This window comes from Sphingomonas sp. (assembly GCF_029239295.1).
Taxonomy (GTDB): Bacteria; Pseudomonadota; Alphaproteobacteria; order Sphingomonadales; family Sphingomonadaceae; genus Sphingomonas.
Genome location: NZ_JAQZBC010000014.1, coordinates 24,136 through 40,546 on the forward strand (window position 1 = coordinate 24,136; position 16,411 = coordinate 40,546).

General features: G+C 66.3%; 19 protein-coding genes and 1 tRNA gene. 5 read left to right on the forward strand and 15 right to left on the reverse strand.

Going from position 1 to position 16,411, the window contains the following annotated elements; all coding sequences use genetic code 11:
• Nucleotides 1-42 precede the first annotated feature (42 nt).
• Nucleotides 43-546, forward strand: coding sequence for a hypothetical protein (locus K0S66_RS13135; RefSeq protein WP_301075910.1), 504 nt, complete (start codon nt 43-45; stop codon nt 544-546).
• 17 nt (nt 547-563) lie between these two features.
• Here K0S66_RS13135 and K0S66_RS13140 read toward each other — a convergent pair whose 3' ends face one another.
• Genes K0S66_RS13140 through K0S66_RS13150 form a run of 3 tightly spaced genes read right to left on the reverse strand, consistent with a single transcriptional unit; the run spans nt 564 to nt 3,828 of the window.
• The gene (locus K0S66_RS13140) at nt 564-1,094 is read right to left on the reverse strand and encodes a DUF2141 domain-containing protein (protein WP_301075912.1); all 531 of its coding nucleotides are present in this window, start codon (nt 1,092-1,094) and stop codon (nt 564-566) included.
• Nucleotides 1,095-1,124: 30 nt separating this feature from the next.
• Nucleotides 1,125-2,609, reverse strand: a complete 1,485-nt coding sequence (locus K0S66_RS13145) for a lipopolysaccharide biosynthesis protein (RefSeq protein ID WP_301075913.1) — start codon at nt 2,607-2,609, stop codon at nt 1,125-1,127.
• Nucleotides 2,590-3,828, reverse strand: a complete 1,239-nt coding sequence (locus tag K0S66_RS13150; protein ID WP_301075914.1) for a glycosyltransferase — start codon at nt 3,826-3,828, stop codon at nt 2,590-2,592. The genes K0S66_RS13145 and K0S66_RS13150 overlap by 20 nt, the downstream gene beginning before the upstream one ends.
• An 88-nt stretch (nt 3,829-3,916) precedes the next feature.
• On the opposite strand from K0S66_RS13150, the gene K0S66_RS13155 reads away from it, so the two are divergent.
• A complete protein-coding gene (locus tag K0S66_RS13155; RefSeq protein WP_301075915.1) occupies nt 3,917-5,044 on the forward strand; it encodes a phosphatidylserine/phosphatidylglycerophosphate/cardiolipin synthase family protein in 1,128 nt (375 codons plus the stop codon).
• A 5-nt stretch (nt 5,045-5,049) separates the two neighbouring features.
• Here K0S66_RS13155 and K0S66_RS13160 read toward each other — a convergent pair whose 3' ends face one another.
• From K0S66_RS13160 to K0S66_RS13190, 7 genes are all read right to left on the reverse strand, one after another.
• Nucleotides 5,050-6,018 carry a radical SAM protein gene (locus K0S66_RS13160; protein WP_301075916.1) on the reverse strand — a complete coding sequence of 323 codons (969 nt, stop codon included), beginning with the start codon at nt 6,016-6,018 and terminating at the stop codon, nt 5,050-5,052.
• A gap of 305 nt (nt 6,019-6,323) precedes the next feature.
• Nucleotides 6,324-6,399: transfer RNA gene (locus K0S66_RS13165), tRNA-Val, on the reverse strand.
• A gap of 96 nt (nt 6,400-6,495) precedes the next feature.
• Nucleotides 6,496-6,753 carry a winged helix DNA-binding protein gene (locus K0S66_RS13170; protein ID WP_366520835.1) on the reverse strand — a complete coding sequence of 86 codons (258 nt, stop codon included), beginning with the start codon at nt 6,751-6,753 and terminating at the stop codon, nt 6,496-6,498.
• Between the two features lie 265 nt (nt 6,754-7,018).
• Nucleotides 7,019-8,527: an NAD(P)(+) transhydrogenase (Re/Si-specific) subunit beta gene (locus K0S66_RS13175; protein WP_301075917.1), complete on the reverse strand. Its 1,509-nt coding sequence runs from the start codon at nt 8,525-8,527 to the stop codon at nt 7,019-7,021.
• 123 nt (nt 8,528-8,650) lie between these two features.
• Complete coding sequence (locus tag K0S66_RS13180; RefSeq protein WP_301075918.1) at nt 8,651-8,950, reverse strand: NAD(P) transhydrogenase subunit alpha; 300 nt, start codon at nt 8,948-8,950, stop codon at nt 8,651-8,653.
• A 149-nt stretch (nt 8,951-9,099) separates the two neighbouring features.
• Nucleotides 9,100-10,236 carry an NAD(P) transhydrogenase subunit alpha gene (locus K0S66_RS13185; RefSeq protein WP_301075919.1) on the reverse strand — a complete coding sequence of 379 codons (1,137 nt, stop codon included), beginning with the start codon at nt 10,234-10,236 and terminating at the stop codon, nt 9,100-9,102.
• Between the two features lie 3 nt (nt 10,237-10,239).
• Nucleotides 10,240-10,377 carry an aa3-type cytochrome c oxidase subunit IV gene (locus K0S66_RS13190; RefSeq protein ID WP_301075920.1) on the reverse strand — a complete coding sequence of 46 codons (138 nt, stop codon included), beginning with the start codon at nt 10,375-10,377 and terminating at the stop codon, nt 10,240-10,242.
• A gap of 125 nt (nt 10,378-10,502) precedes the next feature.
• Here K0S66_RS13190 and K0S66_RS13195 point away from each other — a divergent pair, with 125 nt between their 5' ends.
• Nucleotides 10,503-11,924, forward strand: a complete 1,422-nt coding sequence (locus K0S66_RS13195; protein ID WP_301075921.1) for a sigma-54 dependent transcriptional regulator — start codon at nt 10,503-10,505, stop codon at nt 11,922-11,924.
• Nucleotides 11,925-11,953: 29 nt separating this feature from the next.
• Here the strand turns inward: K0S66_RS13195 and bla are convergent, their stop codons facing one another.
• From bla to K0S66_RS13210, 3 genes are all read right to left on the reverse strand, one after another.
• Nucleotides 11,954-12,850 carry a subclass B3 metallo-beta-lactamase gene (gene bla, locus K0S66_RS13200; RefSeq protein ID WP_301075922.1) on the reverse strand — a complete coding sequence of 299 codons (897 nt, stop codon included), beginning with the start codon at nt 12,848-12,850 and terminating at the stop codon, nt 11,954-11,956.
• A gap of 121 nt (nt 12,851-12,971) precedes the next feature.
• Nucleotides 12,972-13,334, reverse strand: coding sequence for a hypothetical protein (locus K0S66_RS13205; protein WP_301075923.1), 363 nt, complete (start codon nt 13,332-13,334; stop codon nt 12,972-12,974).
• Between the two features lie 90 nt (nt 13,335-13,424).
• Nucleotides 13,425-14,156, reverse strand: coding sequence for an HAD family hydrolase (locus K0S66_RS13210; RefSeq protein ID WP_301075924.1), 732 nt, complete (start codon nt 14,154-14,156; stop codon nt 13,425-13,427).
• 155 nt (nt 14,157-14,311) lie between these two features.
• On the opposite strand from K0S66_RS13210, the gene K0S66_RS13215 reads away from it, so the two are divergent.
• Nucleotides 14,312-15,109 (forward strand): Coq4 family protein, encoded by a 798-nt coding sequence (locus K0S66_RS13215; protein ID WP_301075925.1) that lies wholly within the window; start codon nt 14,312-14,314, stop codon nt 15,107-15,109.
• Nucleotides 15,110-15,432: 323 nt separating this feature from the next.
• On the opposite strand, the gene K0S66_RS13220 is transcribed toward K0S66_RS13215, so the two are convergent.
• Entirely contained in the window at nt 15,433-15,636 is a 204-nt protein-coding gene (locus K0S66_RS13220; protein ID WP_301075926.1) for a hypothetical protein, read from the reverse strand.
• Between the two features lie 50 nt (nt 15,637-15,686).
• The gene (locus K0S66_RS13225; protein ID WP_301075927.1) at nt 15,687-15,899 is read right to left on the reverse strand and encodes a cold-shock protein; all 213 of its coding nucleotides are present in this window, start codon (nt 15,897-15,899) and stop codon (nt 15,687-15,689) included.
• Between the two features lie 290 nt (nt 15,900-16,189).
• On the opposite strand from K0S66_RS13225, the gene K0S66_RS13230 reads away from it, so the two are divergent.
• Nucleotides 16,190-16,408 (forward strand): hypothetical protein, encoded by a 219-nt coding sequence (locus K0S66_RS13230; protein WP_301075928.1) that lies wholly within the window; start codon nt 16,190-16,192, stop codon nt 16,406-16,408.
• Nucleotides 16,409-16,411: the final 3 nt, after the last annotated feature.

The following is a 16,411-nucleotide window of genomic DNA, read 5'->3' on the forward strand; positions in this document are numbered from 1 at the left end:
AAGAGCGTTGCGCATAACTTTTTCGCTACCTAACACATTCTCATGCCGCTTCGTGCTCTCCCCGCCCCGCTCGCCCTCCTGTTCATCCTTGCTGGGTGCACCTCACAGGCCAACTATCCCTCGCTCCTCCCGCGCCCTGCGGAAACGCAAAGCTTGGAGGAACCAGCACCGGTCGCGCCTGAGCCGCCGCAACCGAATCCAGCACTGGATGCGCAGATCGCCACCGCGCTTGCGACGCTTGCGGAGCGGGTCAGCGCCTTTGACGCGGCGGCCAACCGTGCGGAGCGACAGATCAAGGGCGCGCGCGGTGCTGCGGTCGGCAGCGATGCCTGGCTCGACGCGCAGGTCACACTGGCCGAACTCGATTCGCTGCGCTCGTCGACCGGCGATCTGGCCATTCAGCTCGATGATCTGGCGCAGGAGCGTGCGGTGACGCTCGGAACTGAATATCCGCCGCTGACCGCGGCTTCGGCGCAGGTGCGCGCCGCGGTGGCCGCGCAGGTCGCGCGAATCACGGCGTTGCAGGGGCAACTCGCCCCCGCTTGAGGGCGCCCGCCCCGGCCTTAGCGTGCAGCTTCGGCCAAGGGGCGAAGCGCACCGTTGCGCAGGTACATGGCGGTGACGGTAATTTCGGTTACCCCGTTCCCGACATGCACTGCCGTTACCTTGGGCGACGGTTTACGGCCGAGGATGAAATCCAGCAGCGTCACCTTCGGGTCGCCCGATGCGCCGCCACCATCAGATTTATCGGTCTCGCCATTGCCATTCATGTCGTGGCGCAGGTCGACCGCATAGGTGCCCGGTGCCGACACCGGCAGGCAGATCCGCACCGGACCGGCACTGGGCGTCGGCACTTCGACGCGGGTGAGCCAGCCCTTCTTCTCGAACCAGGTTGACGTAGTGCCGCCAAAGGTGCGCGCACGAAGCGCCCCGGCGCGGTTCTTCAGTCCCACGACGTTCACCAGGATCGACGGTTCGTTCCCGGCGGCGCAGCGCGCCGCATAGGGGCCCAGGATGGTGCCCTTGCCCTGCGCCGCCACTGACGGGGCAAGCAGCAGGAGAGCGGCCGAAGCAATGATACGCACGGTTTTCATACCTCTCCTTTGCATCATCTCGTGGCGCAATCAGGGCGATTCATCGACGAAACCGGACGGCAGCAAGGCGACACCGCTTTTGCGGCGCCATGCGAGCAGGAGGATGGCGTAGAGCGTCAGTCCCGCCACCAGCGCGGCGAGCGGCATCCGGTGCAGTGCCAGCACCGCGCCCATCGCCACCGCGCCGATCGTCAGCGGAATGGCGGTGACTCCGGGCTGCGGCACGATTCCGAAGGCGCGGCGAAGCACGATCCGCCGCACGCCCGCGCGAAGCGAATAGCCGCCGAGGACCGCGCCCGCAGCACCGGTCATCCCCAGCGGCCGGATCAGCATCATCGCCAGCGCCCCTGCGGTCGCCACGCCCAGCAACGTCACCATCAAGCCGAGCCGCGGCCGGCGATAGGCGAAGATCAGATCCGCCACGCCAAAACTGTTCTGTACGATCTCGGCACTGGTCAGCAGTGCCAACGCGGCCGCCCCAGCGCCAAACCCGGCACCGAACAGCCCCAGCAGCGGCTCGCCTACCGCCACGAACACGATCAGCAGCGGTATTTGAACTACAAGCAACAGGCGGATGGCGGTCCTTATCGCCCGCCCCGCCTCAATCTCGCCCGCCTGCGCCACCGTTCGCGCCACCAGCGGCACCAGCATCCCGTCGATGCTCTGGCGCACCTGCCGCGGCACGATCGCGATCTGCTTCACCACGCCATAGACGCCGGCGGCGGACTGACCGAGCAGCACGCCGACCAGCCACAGGTCGAGCCGCGCGACCAACCCGTCGCTAACCTCGCTCGTCATGGTAGGCACGCCCTTCGCCGCCATCGCCCGCAGCCGCGCCGCCTCCGGGTGATATGGTGTGCAGCTCGGCGGCAGCACGCGCCGCGCGGAAGCGAGCGCGTAGGTCAGCACGACGATTGAGGCGACCAGATAGGAAAGCGGCAGCCCCATGCCCCGCGCGCCCGCCCCCCACGCCAGCAGCGCGACCGCAATGCCCACCCATGGCTGGATCACGCTTTTGCCGATCACGTCATAACGGATCGCCCGTCCCCAGCGGGTGGCGGCGAGCAGCAGTTCGATCAGCACCTGGATGAGAATGGTCGGCGCCAGCAGGAGCAATGCGGTCGCCGTGTGCCGCGCCAGCACCGGTTCGGGCACCAGCAACGCCCCCGCAGCGACCAGTGCCGACAGGATCGCCGATGTTCCACCCGCCAGCAACGCTGCGTCCATCACCACATGCCGTGGCGGTCGGCCGGGTTCGCGCTCGTCAATCCAGTGGTAGATCAGCCACCGCCCGCCCATGCCGCCGGCCGTCACTCCCAGCTCGACCACCGCCAGCGCGATCGCATAGGCGCCGAGCAGCGACGCGCCGTACAATTGCGCGCCCGCGAACAGGAAGCCGAAGCGGGCGACGAAGCGGATTACAAAGCCGAGCGCATTTGCCCCGCCGCCGCGCAGGATCAATCGTCCCGCGCGGTCGCCCGGCGGCTGAATGGCGTCAGGCGCTGACGGGAGCACCGGGACCGAGCGCCGCCTGCTCGATGAACAGCGACTGATAAGCGGCGATCATCGGCTCCATGCCAAACGCCTCGATCCGGTGCGGGCCAGCACTGCCAAGCCGTTCGGCCAGCGCCGTGTCTTTGATCAGACGATCGATCCCGTGTTGGATGCCGTGGACATCAGGCGTGACGCACCAGCCCGCCACGTCATGTCCCACCAGCTCACGCGAACCAAAGCGGCAGTCGGTGACCAGCGTCGGCCGGCCAAGCGCCAGCGCCTCCCCCGCGGTGGTCGGAAACCCCTCCCACCGCGACGGCAACACCACCAGCGCAGCGCGCGCCATCCAGGCCCATGGATTGTCGTCAAACCCGACGAAGCTGACGTGGTCGGCAATGCCCAGCGCGGCCGCCCGCCGCCGCAAGTCGCCCTCGCGCGATCCACGGCCGACGATCACCAGATCGTGCGTGCCTCGCGCTTGCCCTGCCGCGTAAGCGGTCAACAGCATGTCGTGGCCCTTCTGATATTCCAGACGGCCGACCGACAGGATGAACGGCCGTGCGTCGGGCGCACGCGGGATGGCGGCTGTGGCCTCGCGGCGGACGCGCGCCGCGTCGATCGGATTGCGGATCACCCGCAGCCGCGCGCGATCCAGCGCCAGATCCTCGATCAGCCCGTCCGCCATATGCTGCGAATTGGCCAGCAGCACATCCGCCGCACGATAGGCGCGCGCGGTGTGCCAGGCGACCAGCCGCCGAGCCATCGGCGATTTCAGCTCGTCACCGATCACCGCCAGCGTGTTGTTGCCTTCCCGTGCGATCCAGCGCGGCCGCGCCGGGCCAAGCCCGCTCAGGGCAAGCTGAGTGATCAGCGTCGTTCCCTTCAGGAAGCTCATCACCACGTCGGGCTGCCAGTCGCGGATCATTCTCCGAAACGCGATCGGCGCTTGCAGCGTCCCCGCGATCAGCCGGTCGGGTCGATAGAAACCGGCATTCGGCCCTTCGAAGACGAACCGGCGTTCCCCTTCGGGCGCCACCATCAGTCGGGCCGGGTCGACGTCCTTGACGAAGGGGCCTGCGGCGCGAAGCAGACCGATGCGCACATCCACCAAGGTCGGATCGCAGCGGTTCGCGAGATGGACGGCGACGCGTTCTGCTCCACCACCATGGAGCGACGTCAGCAACAGCAGGACGCGTGTCGGAACGATCCGCCGCCTGTCATCCTCCTCGCCACGCCCCATCGTGTTTCCTTGGCTACCCCCGCACGCTACAACCAACCCGCTCACGTGCCGCAAGGTCCGGAAAAAATCCCGGTACTGTCGCACTTTGTTGGGGGGTGGTCCCGGGTTGGTCAAGCATCAGCTGCTCGTCGGCGCGGCCGAATTCTGGAGTGCGGCGGCGGCAGACATCGCTGGCGCGCGCGATCGCGTGCTCGTGCAGGCAATGACCTTCGAGGCGGATGCCGCCGGCACCGCCGTATTCGATGCCATTGCCGCCAGCACCGCGGCCGATCGCCGCATCCTGGTCGACAGCTACTCGCGGATGGTCGTCAACGACCGCTTCGTGCTGTCCCCGCGCCGGCTGACCGACCGGGCATTTCGCGCCGAAGTACGCGCCACGCGCCTGCTTTTCCGCGATGCCGGCCGCCATGGCGTCGCCGTCCGGCGCACCAATCCGGTCGGCCGCAACCCGCTTCGTTATGGCGTGCGCAACCACAAGAAGCTGCTGATCGTGGACGATATCGCTTATCTCGGCGGCCTCAACTTCAGCGACCACAATTTCGCCTGGCACGACATGATGGTCAGGATGGAGGACGCTACCGCAGCCGCCTTCCTCGCCGATGATTTCGCCGCCACCTGGACCGGGACCCCGCGCCCCGCGCTTCATGCGCGCGCGGCACTCACCCTCGCCGCGCTGGATGGCCGCACCAACCACCGCGGCTATGCCCCCTTGGCCGATGCCATCGCCGCCGCGCACCGCAGCATCGTGGTGATCAGCCCCTACCCCAGCTTCCCCTTCATGGACTGGCTGGACGCAGCGGCCCGCCGCGGTGTCGCAGTGCAAATCCTCACCCCCCGTGACAGCAACAAGCCAATCGTGCGCCACGCGCTGCTCGCCCGCGCGCCCGTCGCCTACCTTACCATCCGCCTGACGCCCGGCATGACCCACCTGAAGGCGATGTTGATCGACGACAGCGTGCTGGTGACCGGATCGACCAACTTCGATTTCGCCAGCTACGTCGCCAATGAGGAATATCTTGCGCTGATCCGCGACGAGGCGCTCGTGGCGGATTTCAGCGCCCGCGTACTCGATCCCGCACATCGTGCGAGCGAGGACGGCGCGCCGCTCCGCCCGAGCCGCCTGCGCGGCGCTGCGGCCACCGCTGGCCTGCGGATCGCCGCCGCGGCCATCGCTCCGCTGGCGCGCGCGAGGCGGACCGTCACGGACTGGGATTGACCCGCTCACGCGACCAGCTGCGCGTTCCCGTCGTCACGCGGCTGCGCTCGCCAATTGTCGGCAAAGCTCGCTTGATGGACGCAGCTCACCGTGCAGAACGGCGCACACGCCTTCACCGTCGCATATTCGCGCGCCACGTCGTCGCGCGAATAGATTTCCAGCGGAATGGCCGGCGTCCCGCGCCGCTGCGAGCAATAATGCACCAGCCCGTCTTCGCAGACATACAGGTACCGCCCGCCCGCGCGGCATCGCCAGCCGTTCGGCCGGCCATCCATCAGATTGCGCTGGAACGTCCAGTAGTTGAAGCGGTGCGGAATGCCGCCCTCGCGCATCAGCCGGGCATAAACGGCCCGCTGCGTCGGCGAGAGCGGCGCCAGCGTCCCGCTATCATCGTGCATCACGCCCACGGTGTGCGAAAAGCCGTGCCCGCGCGCCACCTGCGCCACCTCGATCGCGTCCTGCGTCCGTTCCTCGCTGATCCCCAGCACCGAATTGATGTTCACCGCGAACTGAGCATGGTCGGCCAGAAGCTGTAGCTTCCCGCGCAGCGACTTCAGCGTCTTCTTCGACACCTCGTCCGGCTCCACGCCATCGATCGAGATCTGCAGCGCGTTGAGCCCGGCGGCATTCATCGCCTCGATCCGCTCGCGCGTCAGGAGAAAGCCGTTGGTGATCGTCGTGACAACCATGTCGCGCGCACGGGCATGGGCAATCACCGCCTCATGCGCCGGGTTGGTCAGCGGCTCGCCGCCGGTCAGCGTCAGAACGCGGGTGCCCAGATCCGCCAGCCGATCCACCCGCGCCCGCAGCACATCGGCAGCGATCGGCTTCGAAACCTTGTCGAATTCATTGCAATAGGTGCAGTCTAGATTGCAGTATCGCGTGACGACCAGATGGGCGAGCAGAGGGCGATGCGGCTCAAGCAGCGCCGTCGACACATAGCGCGCCACATCGCGCAGCTGCGCCCTAGCCATTCGGACGGGCGCCTGAACCGTCTCGTTGCTGGTGGATCATCGCTCCCCCTTCCTGGCTTACGGGTTCCAGCGCCGGTCTCGATGCCGGCCCTTGGTACTCAAACAGGATCGTAACTGTGCGCGGCGTTCACAAGAGGGGAAAAGTACGCGTCTGCGAAACGACCGGTTTACATGAGAAGCGCCACAAATCGGTGAGCGCCCAGCGATACGGTGATCGCCACCGGGCTAAGTCGCTGCGCACCAGAAAAGCCGAGAGGACCGCGTGCGCTGCTTCGCAGCAAGCCAGCGATAGCCGGTCCGGCAAGTGGTGGGCGCTGACGGGTTCGAACCGCCGACCTACTCGGTGTAAACGAGCCGCTCTACCAGCTGAGCTAAGCGCCCCCTTGCGGGAGGACGCTCCTTTAGCGTGCCCGACGGATCGCGCAAGGCTCCTAGAAGCGCTGCTCGAACCAGACCCGCCCACCACGCGGCCCTCACTCAGATGATCGGCAGCCCCAGCGTGCGCGCCATGGCGACGTAGCGGCGCATTACGTCGAGCCCGCTTTCGGTAAGCGACATGAACGCGCGGCGACGGTCGAACGGATCGGGCCGACGCTCGAACAGGCCAGCTTCGGTCAGCCGGGCGATCCAGCGGAGCGCGGTGGTAGGGGCGACGGCCGCCGCGATGCACAGGCTGGAGACGGATACGTGCGCGCGCTCCAGATGCGCGCGTACAGATCCAGCATCATGTCCCAAGCGGGATCCTCAAACAGCCCCGGCCCGACATAGCGATCGCGCAGTCGGCGCGATCGTACGATCTGCCGGATGTCAGCCGCTGTAATCGAATCGATGCGCTGCTCCGCCGCATAATCGAAGCTGGGCTCCGCCACGATTGCAGTCCGGATCCGCTCATCGTGCTTGGACAGCCGCGCCAGCAGTGTTTCACGCCGCTCGACAATCCATCATCCGAAATGGATGACAATTAACGTGCTCTTTTGCATCCAATCTGGATGGGTTCAAATCAATCCAGCGCCTTGACGATCTCCTCGACCATCTTCTTCGCATCCGCCAGCAGCATCATCGTGTTGTCACGATAGAATACTTCATTGTCGACGCCGGCATAGCCTACGCCGCCCATCGAACGCTTCACGAACAATACCGTCTTGGCCTTTTCCACGTCGAGTACAGGCATGCCGTAGATCGGCGATGTCTTGTCGGTCTTCGCCGCAGGGTTGGTCACGTCATTGGCACCGATGACGAATGCTACGTCGGTCTGCGCGAACTCGGAATTGATATCCTCCAGCTCGAACACCTCGTCATAAGGCACGTTGGCCTCGGCGAGCAGCACGTTCATATGCCCGGGCATACGGCCGGCAACTGGGTGGATTGCGTATTTTACGCGAACGCCCTGCTCCTTCAGCTTGTCCGCCATTTCGCGCAGGATGTGCTGCGCCTGCGCGACGGCCATGCCGTAGCCAGGCACGATGATGACCTGTTCGGCCTGGCTCATCAGGAAGGCGGCGTCCTCGGCCGAACCGCGCTTCCACGGCCGGTCGATCTGCGCCCCGCCACCGCCGCCGGACGATGCCTCCGCGCCGAAGCCGCCCGCGATCACGCTGATGAAGCTGCGGTTCATCGCGCGGCACATGATGTAGCTCAGGATCGCGCCCGAGCTGCCGACCAGCGCGCCGGTGATGATCATGGCGGTGTTGTGCAGCGTGAAGCCCATCGCCGCCGCCGCCCAGCCGGAATAGCTGTTCAGCATCGACACCACGACCGGCATGTCCGCGCCCCCGATCGGGATGATCAGCAGGAAACCGATCGCGAAGGACAGCGCGACGACGATCCAGAAATCGAACGGCGATTGCGTCAGCCAGAAGGAAAAGGAGAACCACACGATCATCAGAGCCACGCCCAGATTGATCGCGTGGCGCGCGGGCAGCATGATCGGCGCGCCGCCCATGTTGCCGTTGAGCTTCAGGAAGGCGATGACCGATCCGGAGAAGGTAATCGCACCGATCGCGACGCCGAGGATCATCTCGATCCGGCTGACGCCATGGATTGCGGCAAAGGGCGCGCCGATCAGCGGCGTCACCAGATCAGCGATGCCGAAGGCGACCGGGTTCAGGAAAGCGGCGATCGCCACCAGCACCGCGGCCAGGCCGACGAGGCTGTGGAACGCGGCGACCAGCTGCGGCATCGCGGTCATCGCGATGCGCCGCGCGGTCACCACGCCGATCACCGCGCCTAGCCCGATCGCCAGCAGGATCTCGATCACCGACAGCGTGTCGACCCGCCGCAGCACCGCGGCGTAATCGTATCCGGCCACCTCGCCCACCGCGAGAACTGGCATCGTCGGCACGTGCGTCACCAATGTGGTCACCACTGCGATCGCCATGCCGATCATGCCGTAGCGATTGCCACGGCGGCTGCTTTCGGGGCTCGACAGCCCGCGCAGCGCCATGATGAAGCACACGCCCGATATCAGGTAGGCCAGCGCCACCCAGGGATTGTCCGCGACGTGTTCCACTATCCTCTACCCCCTAATCGTCATCCCGGGTTCGTCACCCCGGCGGTCGCCAGGATCGCCCTTCCCGAGCGCGTCTTTGTTGGACGAGGCCCCGCCTCGTTGGTGCGGGGCCGCTTGTAATCGTCAGTGCTTGGCGACCGCGGGCCGCTCCTTCTTCTTGTACATCGCCAGCATGCGCTGGGTGACGGCGAACCCGCCGAAGATGTTGATGCTGGCCAGCACCACACCCAGCAGGCCGAGCCACTTGGAGGTCGGCGATCCGCTCGCCGCGGCCGCGATCAGCGCACCGACAATGATGACCGACGAGATCGCGTTGGTCACCGCCATCAGCGGCGTGTGAAGCGCAGGCGTGACCGACCAGACCACGAAATAGCCGACGAAGCACGCCAGCACGAAGATCGACAGGATCGCGATGAATGACATGATCTACTCCTGATCCTTCCGCGCGCGGAAGGGCTGACCTCCGGCGACATGCCGGTGGTGGAGATGCGCCCCGCTGGACGCCGATATTTTCGCAATAATGCCCCGGCGCCCCGCGCCGCGGCTCCCCTCCCCATCATGGGGAGGAGCGATCACGACAGCAGCCTGGGATTGACGATCTGGCCGTCGCGGGTCAGCCGCACGGCGTCGCCGATTTCCTCGTCCAGCACGGGCCGGCCGGCATCCTTGTCCCAGAAGGCGGACAGGAAGTTGAACAGGTTGCGTGAAAACAGCGCGGAGGCATCCGCCGCCAGCCGCGATGGCACGTTGCGATGGCCGACGATCTTCACGCCGTGGCGCTCGACCACCTGGCCGGCGACCGCGCCCTCGACGTTTCCGCCCTGCTCCACCGCCAGATCGATGATGACGCTGCCCGGTCGCATGGTCGCGATCTGCGCATCGCTGACGAGGCGCGGCGCGGGCCGGCCCGGGATCAGCGCGGTGGTGATCACGATGTCCTGCTTGGCGATGTGGCTGGATACCAGTTCGGCCTGTGCCTTCTGATATTCCTCGCTCATCTCGGTCGCATAGCCGCCCGAGCCTTCGCCCTCGATCCCCTTCACATTCTCGACGAAGATCGGCTTGGCGCCGAGCGAGAGGATCTGCTCCTTGGTCGCCGATCGCACGTCGGTCGCGGATACCTGCGCGCCCAGCCGGCGGGCGGTGGCGATCGCCTGCAGGCCGGCGACGCCCACGCCCATGACGAAGAGCTTGGCGGCGGATACCGTGCCTGCCGCAGTCATCATCATCGGAAAGGCGCGGTCATATTCCGCCGCTGCGTCCAGCACTGCCTTATATCCCGACAGGTTGGACTGCGACGACAGGATGTCCATCGATTGCGCGCGGGTGATTCGCGGCATGAATTCCATCGCCAGCGCCTCGAGCCCGGCGGCGGCATAGGCGTCGACGCGGGCACGCCCGCCCTGTTCGCCCGTACCGAAGGGGTTCAGCCCTGCGACCAGCCACGCGCCGCGCTTGGCATTGGCGATGGAGGCGGGATCCGGTCCCTGGACAGCCAGGATGATATCCGCTCCGTCGACCACCGCGCCCCGCTCGGCCACCGTGGCGCCCGCATCGCGGTACGCCTGGTCGGCGATCGAGGCGCTGGCGCCGGCGCCAGCCTCCACGGCCAGATCAGCGCCTAGCTGAATGAACTTCTTCACCGTTTCCGGTGTCGCCGCCACTCGCCGTTCGCCGTCCGCCCCCTCCTTGAGGACAGCGATCTTCATGGCTTAGGCGATCAGCCAGACGACAAACGCGGCCAATGCCACGCAGCCGATCGTTCCCCACTTCAGCATGCCCATGACTCTGCCATAGGTTGCTTCATGCGCCGTCATGTCGTCATGGTGATTTGCGCTGTGCTGGGCCATTGTCTTCCTCTTTCCACTGCTTTGAAGTTCGTCTTAGTCCGGTCGGCGCCTTCGCCTCAAGCCTGCTTAAGCGAGCTTTTACTTGCATGCCATAAAGTGGGGCACTGGATGAAACGGGACGAATCATGACGCGAAACGGCCAGCGCATGCTGATGCTGATCGATGACGAGCCCGCGCAGCGCCGGCTGGTGGCGGCGCTTGCCTCGCGTGGGGGGTGGCGCACCCTGTTCGCAGGCGATGCCGAAACAGCGATTGCGACGCTCGGCACGCAGGAGGGGATGCAGCTCGACGCGATCCTGTTCGACCATTGGGGAGAGGATGCGGATGCGTCCGCGCTGATCGCCGAATTGCGTTCGCGTCGCCCGGCCCTGCCGGTGCTGGTGGTGACCGCCAATGGCTCGGTGGCGCATGCGGTGAATGCGATGCGCGCCGGCGCGACCGATTTTCTGGTGAAGCCGCTGGCGCCTGAGCGCCTGCTCCAGGCGCTCGACGCCGCCGTCGCCGATACGGCCGCGGGTGAGCTTCGCCCGCTCACAGAGAAGATCCCGGCAATGCTGGGCTTCGACGAGATCGTCGGCTCGGCGCCGCAGTTCCGCGCCGCGCTCGCCATCGCTGCCAAGGCTGCGCGCGCCCGCGTCGCCGTCCTCATCGAGGGCGAAAGCGGGGTCGGCAAGGAAGTGGTGGCAGAGGCTGTCCATGCCGCCAGCCCGCGCGCGAAGAAGCCGATGCTGACGGTGAATTGCGGCTCGCTGCCTGCGAATCAGCTCGACAGCGAATTATTCGGCCATGAAACGGGCGCCTTCGCCGGCGCCTTCGATCGCAAGGTCGGAAAGTTCGTCGAAGCCGATGGTGGCACGCTGTTAATCGACGAGATCGGCGAAATGCCGCTCGAAACACAAGGCCGGCTGCTCGACACCCTTCAGACCGGCATGGTCCACCCGCTGGGCGGGCGCCACCCGCGCGAGGTGGACGTGCGAGTCATCGTCGCCACCAATCGGCGGCTGGCGGAAGAGGTGGAGGCCGGGAATTTCCGCGAGGACCTGTATTTCCGCCTCAACATCGCACCTGTCACGATCCCGCCGCTGCGCGAACGGGCGCAGGATATCCCGGCGCTCGCCCGCCACTTGCTGGCGCGAATCGCGCTTCAGCCCGGTTTGCGTCAGCTTGGCGTCACGGACGACGCGCTCGGGCTGCTGATGGATTACGACTGGCCCGGCAACGTGCGCCAGCTCCAGAACGCCTTGTTCCGCGCCGCAGTGCTGTGTGAAGGCGACGCGCTGACCCGCGCCGATTTCCCGCAGATCGCGACCCTCAACACCCGCCGCGTCCGCGCGCCGCAACCACAGCATATGGCCACCTCGGGCGGCGTGGAGCTGTTCCGCCCCGACGGCAATCTGCGCATGCTCGAAGAAATCGAGGCGGACGTGATTCGGCTCGCCATCGGCCATTACCGCGGTCGCATGACGGAGGTCGCGCGCCGGCTCGGCATCGGCCGGTCGACGCTGTACCGCAAGCTGGGCGAGCTGGGCATCGACAACGCGGCCTGAGCCGCACGACGCCCAGCCGGCCTCGCTTTTTATCCGCCCGTCCGAACCTCCTCCTTGCGCAGACGCTCGGCAAGCGCGCGCTCCGACGCTTCGGCATAGCTGCGGCAGGCGCCGGGATTGCTGAGATAGCGTGTCTTGGCACCACCCTGGTCCGCATGCGCGGTGATCAGGATGTCACACCGCATTTTCTTCATCGTCGCGTAAGTCTGCGCGAAGGCGGTGCGAATCCCTGCGCTGGTCGGCGCGCTGTACCGATATCCGTCGGCCGAGACGGGATTGAGGCTGGAGGCGAAGACAACCGTCCGGCACGTGGCACCTTCGCACGCCGGCCAGCTCCAACTCACGCTGCCGGCGGTATGCCCCGCGGTCTGATGCGCGGTCACCGTCACCTTGCCCAGCGTCAGCCCCTCGCCATTCGAGATCGTGCGCACCTTGGCCACCGGCGGAAAGCTGTGATCATAGGCCAGTTGCGGATCATCCTTGTCCAGCCGCCCGCTCTTCAAGCCCGCGGCCGCCCGGTTGCCCGCAACCACCGTCGCGCCAGTATCGCGCACCAGTGCCGCCAGCCCGCCGGCATGGTCGAAATGCGGCTCGGTGCTCAGGATGAACTTGATGTCCTGCGGCTTGAAACCAAGCTGGCGAACATTGTCGAGGATGCGCGGCGCGGCTTGCGGCAAGGCGGCATCGACCAGGATCAGCCCCGCCCCCGTGTCGATCAGCGCGACGCTCAAGCCGCCGAATCCGACCAGGTAGGTCGTGCCGAAGACCTTTTCGGGTGCGCGCGGCGCCAGCCACGTCGCTTCACGGTCGCGCGCCAGCGGTCGGGTGAGTGGATCGGGCGTCTGCTGCGGGGCAGTTGCCTGCTGCGCACTCGCGGTGCCGGTCAGCAGCAGGGCAGCAATCAGAATACCGGGTCGGCGCACCATTGGTTGATCTCCTCTGTGCTGCCTTGTCGCCGCGCCGGGCGACCACGACAAGAGGAGGTCACAGAGAAAGGCTCAGCGATGCGCCATCCCGTCGCGGCCGCCCTGTGCAGGCCGCAAGGGATTACTTGCCGCTGCCCTCGCTCGCGTTGATCCGCGCCCAACGCGCCTTGCGCTCGGCCTGCCGGTACGCCTGGTTCTGCCGCAGCCGGTCAAACCCGGCGACCTTCTTCTTGGCCAGCTCCGGGCCCAGTTCCGGGAACATCGCGTCCACCATCTGCGCGCGCTCCAGCCGCTCGCGGTACATCGTCGGCGTCATGTCGCCGCTGCTCGGAACGGCAGGATTGAACGACGGATCATTCTGGCCGCCGAAGGTGCCGATCGGCGTGGGCGCTCCGGGCGCCGTGCCGGGAACAGCCAATGTCGCACTCTGCGCGAGGGCGCCACCACCGGAAAGAAGCAAGGCTGCGGCCAGTACAATCTTCATCGGACCTCTCCTGCAGGGATCACCCGTTTCTACTCAAACCCTCATATACCTAACCTGTTCCGATTTTCCGGGGTCGTCAACGCCTTGGTTTCACAGGCGAAGCGGAGCGGACTGCGCCTCGCTGCCGCGCGGAGCGTCCTCGATCGCGCGCACCCACTCGGGCAGGTCCGCCAGGCTCTCCAGCTCGCGAAAGCGGGCGGCATCCTGCGGGGGCGCTGCCACCTCATGCGCCCAGGCGCCCTCCTGCGGTACATACGCCGCCCAGGCGCCGGCCGCGAGCGCAGGCAGCACGTCCGATCGCATCGAATCGCCCGCCATCAGCGCGTACTCCGGTGCCACGCCATACCGCTCGAACAGCCGGGTAAAGGTCTCCTCCTTCTTGTCGCTGACGATCTCCACGCCGTGGAACATCTCGCCCAGCCCCGATGCCGCCAGCTTCATCTCCTGGTGCAACAGATCCCCCTTGGTGACGAGCACCAGCCGGGCCGTTTCCGCCAGCGCGCGCAGCGTATCCTCGATCCCGTCCAGCAGCTCGACCGGATGCGCCAGAAGCGCGCGCCCCGCCTCCAGCACCGCCACGATCGCGTCTGCATTGGCGCCGAATTCCAGCGCCGTCTCGATCATCGACAGCGTGAAGCTCTTCGCGCCATAGCCATAGAGCGGCAGGTTGCGCACCTCGACCGCCGCCAGCCGGTCGCGCGCGATCCCCGCCTCGGCGAACGGCGCCAGCATCGCCACGAACGCATCCTCCGCCGCCGCGAAGAAGCGCATGTTGTGCCACAGCGTGTCGTCGGCATCGAGGCAGATGAGGTCGATCGGCATGGCGCGCCTCATACTAGCGATGCGCCGGCGCCGACCAGCCGGTCCGAACGGCGGGAACCATCACGGCGGCGGCGGCGTACATCCACCACCGGGATCGGTTGACGCGCCCTGCGCCGTCATTTATTGACACCCCTGTCAGTAAGGAGCCCAACTCAATGGCCGCTAAGCTTCCCCCCTTCCCCGGCAGCACTGGCCGGCGTGACTGGAACACTGCGTTTGACGCGATCAAGAAGCTGATGAGCAACGGTGACGATACCGTTCAGGTTTTCCGGATCATGCGCGCGCTGAACGTCGGCAGCACCGAATGGGGCTATGCCAAGCTGCTGAGCACCGAAGAAGGTGGCCGGATCGCGCGTGAGCAGGCCGAATTGTCCGAACGCTTTTCAGATCGCGCGTGGGTCGACAGCTTCGCCCCGGGCACAGTCGGCGCCGCCTATCGCGATTTCCTCGACAGCACCGGCTATTCGGCCGACGGCCTCGTCGCGGTCAGCCGCGAAGGCAATGAGAATGTCGAGATCAACCATCCCTATGCCTGGTTCGGCCGCCGCACGCGCGACATCCACGACATCTGGCACGTGCTGACCGGCTACAAGGCTGATGAAAGCCTTGGCGAAGCGGCGCTGGTCGCGTTCAGCTACGCCCAGGTCGGCGGCGCCGGCTGGGCCTTCATCGGGTCGGCCGCCGCGCTCAAGAGCCTGCGCGTGACCAAGGGTACGCTGTTCGCCCGCGCGGTGCTCGAAGGATATCAGCGCGGGAAGGCAGCCAAATGGCTGGCTGGCGAGGATTATCTGAAGCTGATGGACGAGCCGCTCGGCGCCGCGCGCAAGCGTCTGGGCCTGACCGAGCCGGTACTGTACCGCCGCGCCCAGGCCGAACTCGGCGAGGAAATGGCCTCCTACCTCAGCCAGCAGCGCGAGAAGTCGGAAGAACAGCAAATGCCGCTCGCCGCCTGAACCGGCAGCGGCGCTGCCTCAGCGACCGAAACGCAAAAAAGCGGGCGCCCGGATGGGCCGCCCGCTTTTTTCTTGCTGAACCCGATCGTCCTGCCGCCGCGCAACGTGAGACGTTGCTCGCTCGGCGCAGGTGACGGCAAAGGCAATGTGACCGCCCATCATCCGGCCATGCATTACGCGCGCTATGCGGCGTGCCCGTGCGGGGCATCGGATATGGAGGGGGAAGCATAGAGCACGGCAGCACACATCGGTCGCTACCGGGAGGTCATCGGTGGTGTCAGCGCACAGCTTGGTAAGGCCAGCCGCTGACCACCGGTTTCGGTTCAGTCTTCGGCGGAACGTTGCGCCGCGGTGGCGGCTTCGCGTTGGAGCCGCTGGGTGCTGACCCGTTCGGCGCGATCGGCCATGGCATCCCATGCCCGCGCTGCCCGTTCTGATCGCTCGCGAACATTGTCGAGCGTGGCGCCCTGCGCATTGGCCGTCTCGACGGCGGCGCGAGCGCGATAGGTGACGGCATCATCGGCCATGATATCGCTCCTGTTGAAAGCGGGCCGGCCACAGGCCGACCCGCATGCAATTACTCGGCGGCTTCGAGACCGACGGCGCTTGCGCGGCCGCGACGATCCGTCTCCATCTCGTAGCTCACGCGCTGGTTCTGCTGCAGCGTGGCGAAGCCAGCGCGCTCAACGGCAGAAATGTGCACGAACGCATCCGCGCCGCCATTGTCCGGCGCGATGAAGCCGAAGCCCTTGTCCATGTTGAAAAACTTTACGGTGCCGATCTGAGCCATGTACTTATTCCTTCATTTTTGGCTGGCCGATCCAAAGAGCGGATCGTCCGGTGCCGCGGCAGCAGGGAAAGAAGGAAGAAGGTGCCGCAAAGCGCCAAAGACCGTTCGATTTGCGACTGTAGCTCGTCCTATATAGAAAATAATGTTGGAAATAGCCAGCCCCCTCGCCCGGCGGTATATTCTGGCGATATCATTGCGAAATTGTCCGCGCTCCCCATGTAGAATTCATCCGCGGCCATTCTGATCTGTAGGCGCCGCTGGCTGAGAGACCGACGTGCTTTCGCTTACGGATGGAAGGCCGCGCGATGGACCTCAACGAACTCTATTTCCGCCATCAGGTATCGGTCGCCCGTGCCGCGTCTGCGCTGACCTGCGAGGCGCGCTATGCGCACCGTGGCCTGGCGGCCGGTTATGCCCGCCGCATCGCTGATCTGCAGTCCGGTAGCGAGATTGTCGCGCTGGCGCCCACAACGCTGCCGCGCCCGGTCCGCGGACGCCGCAGCCACTGATCC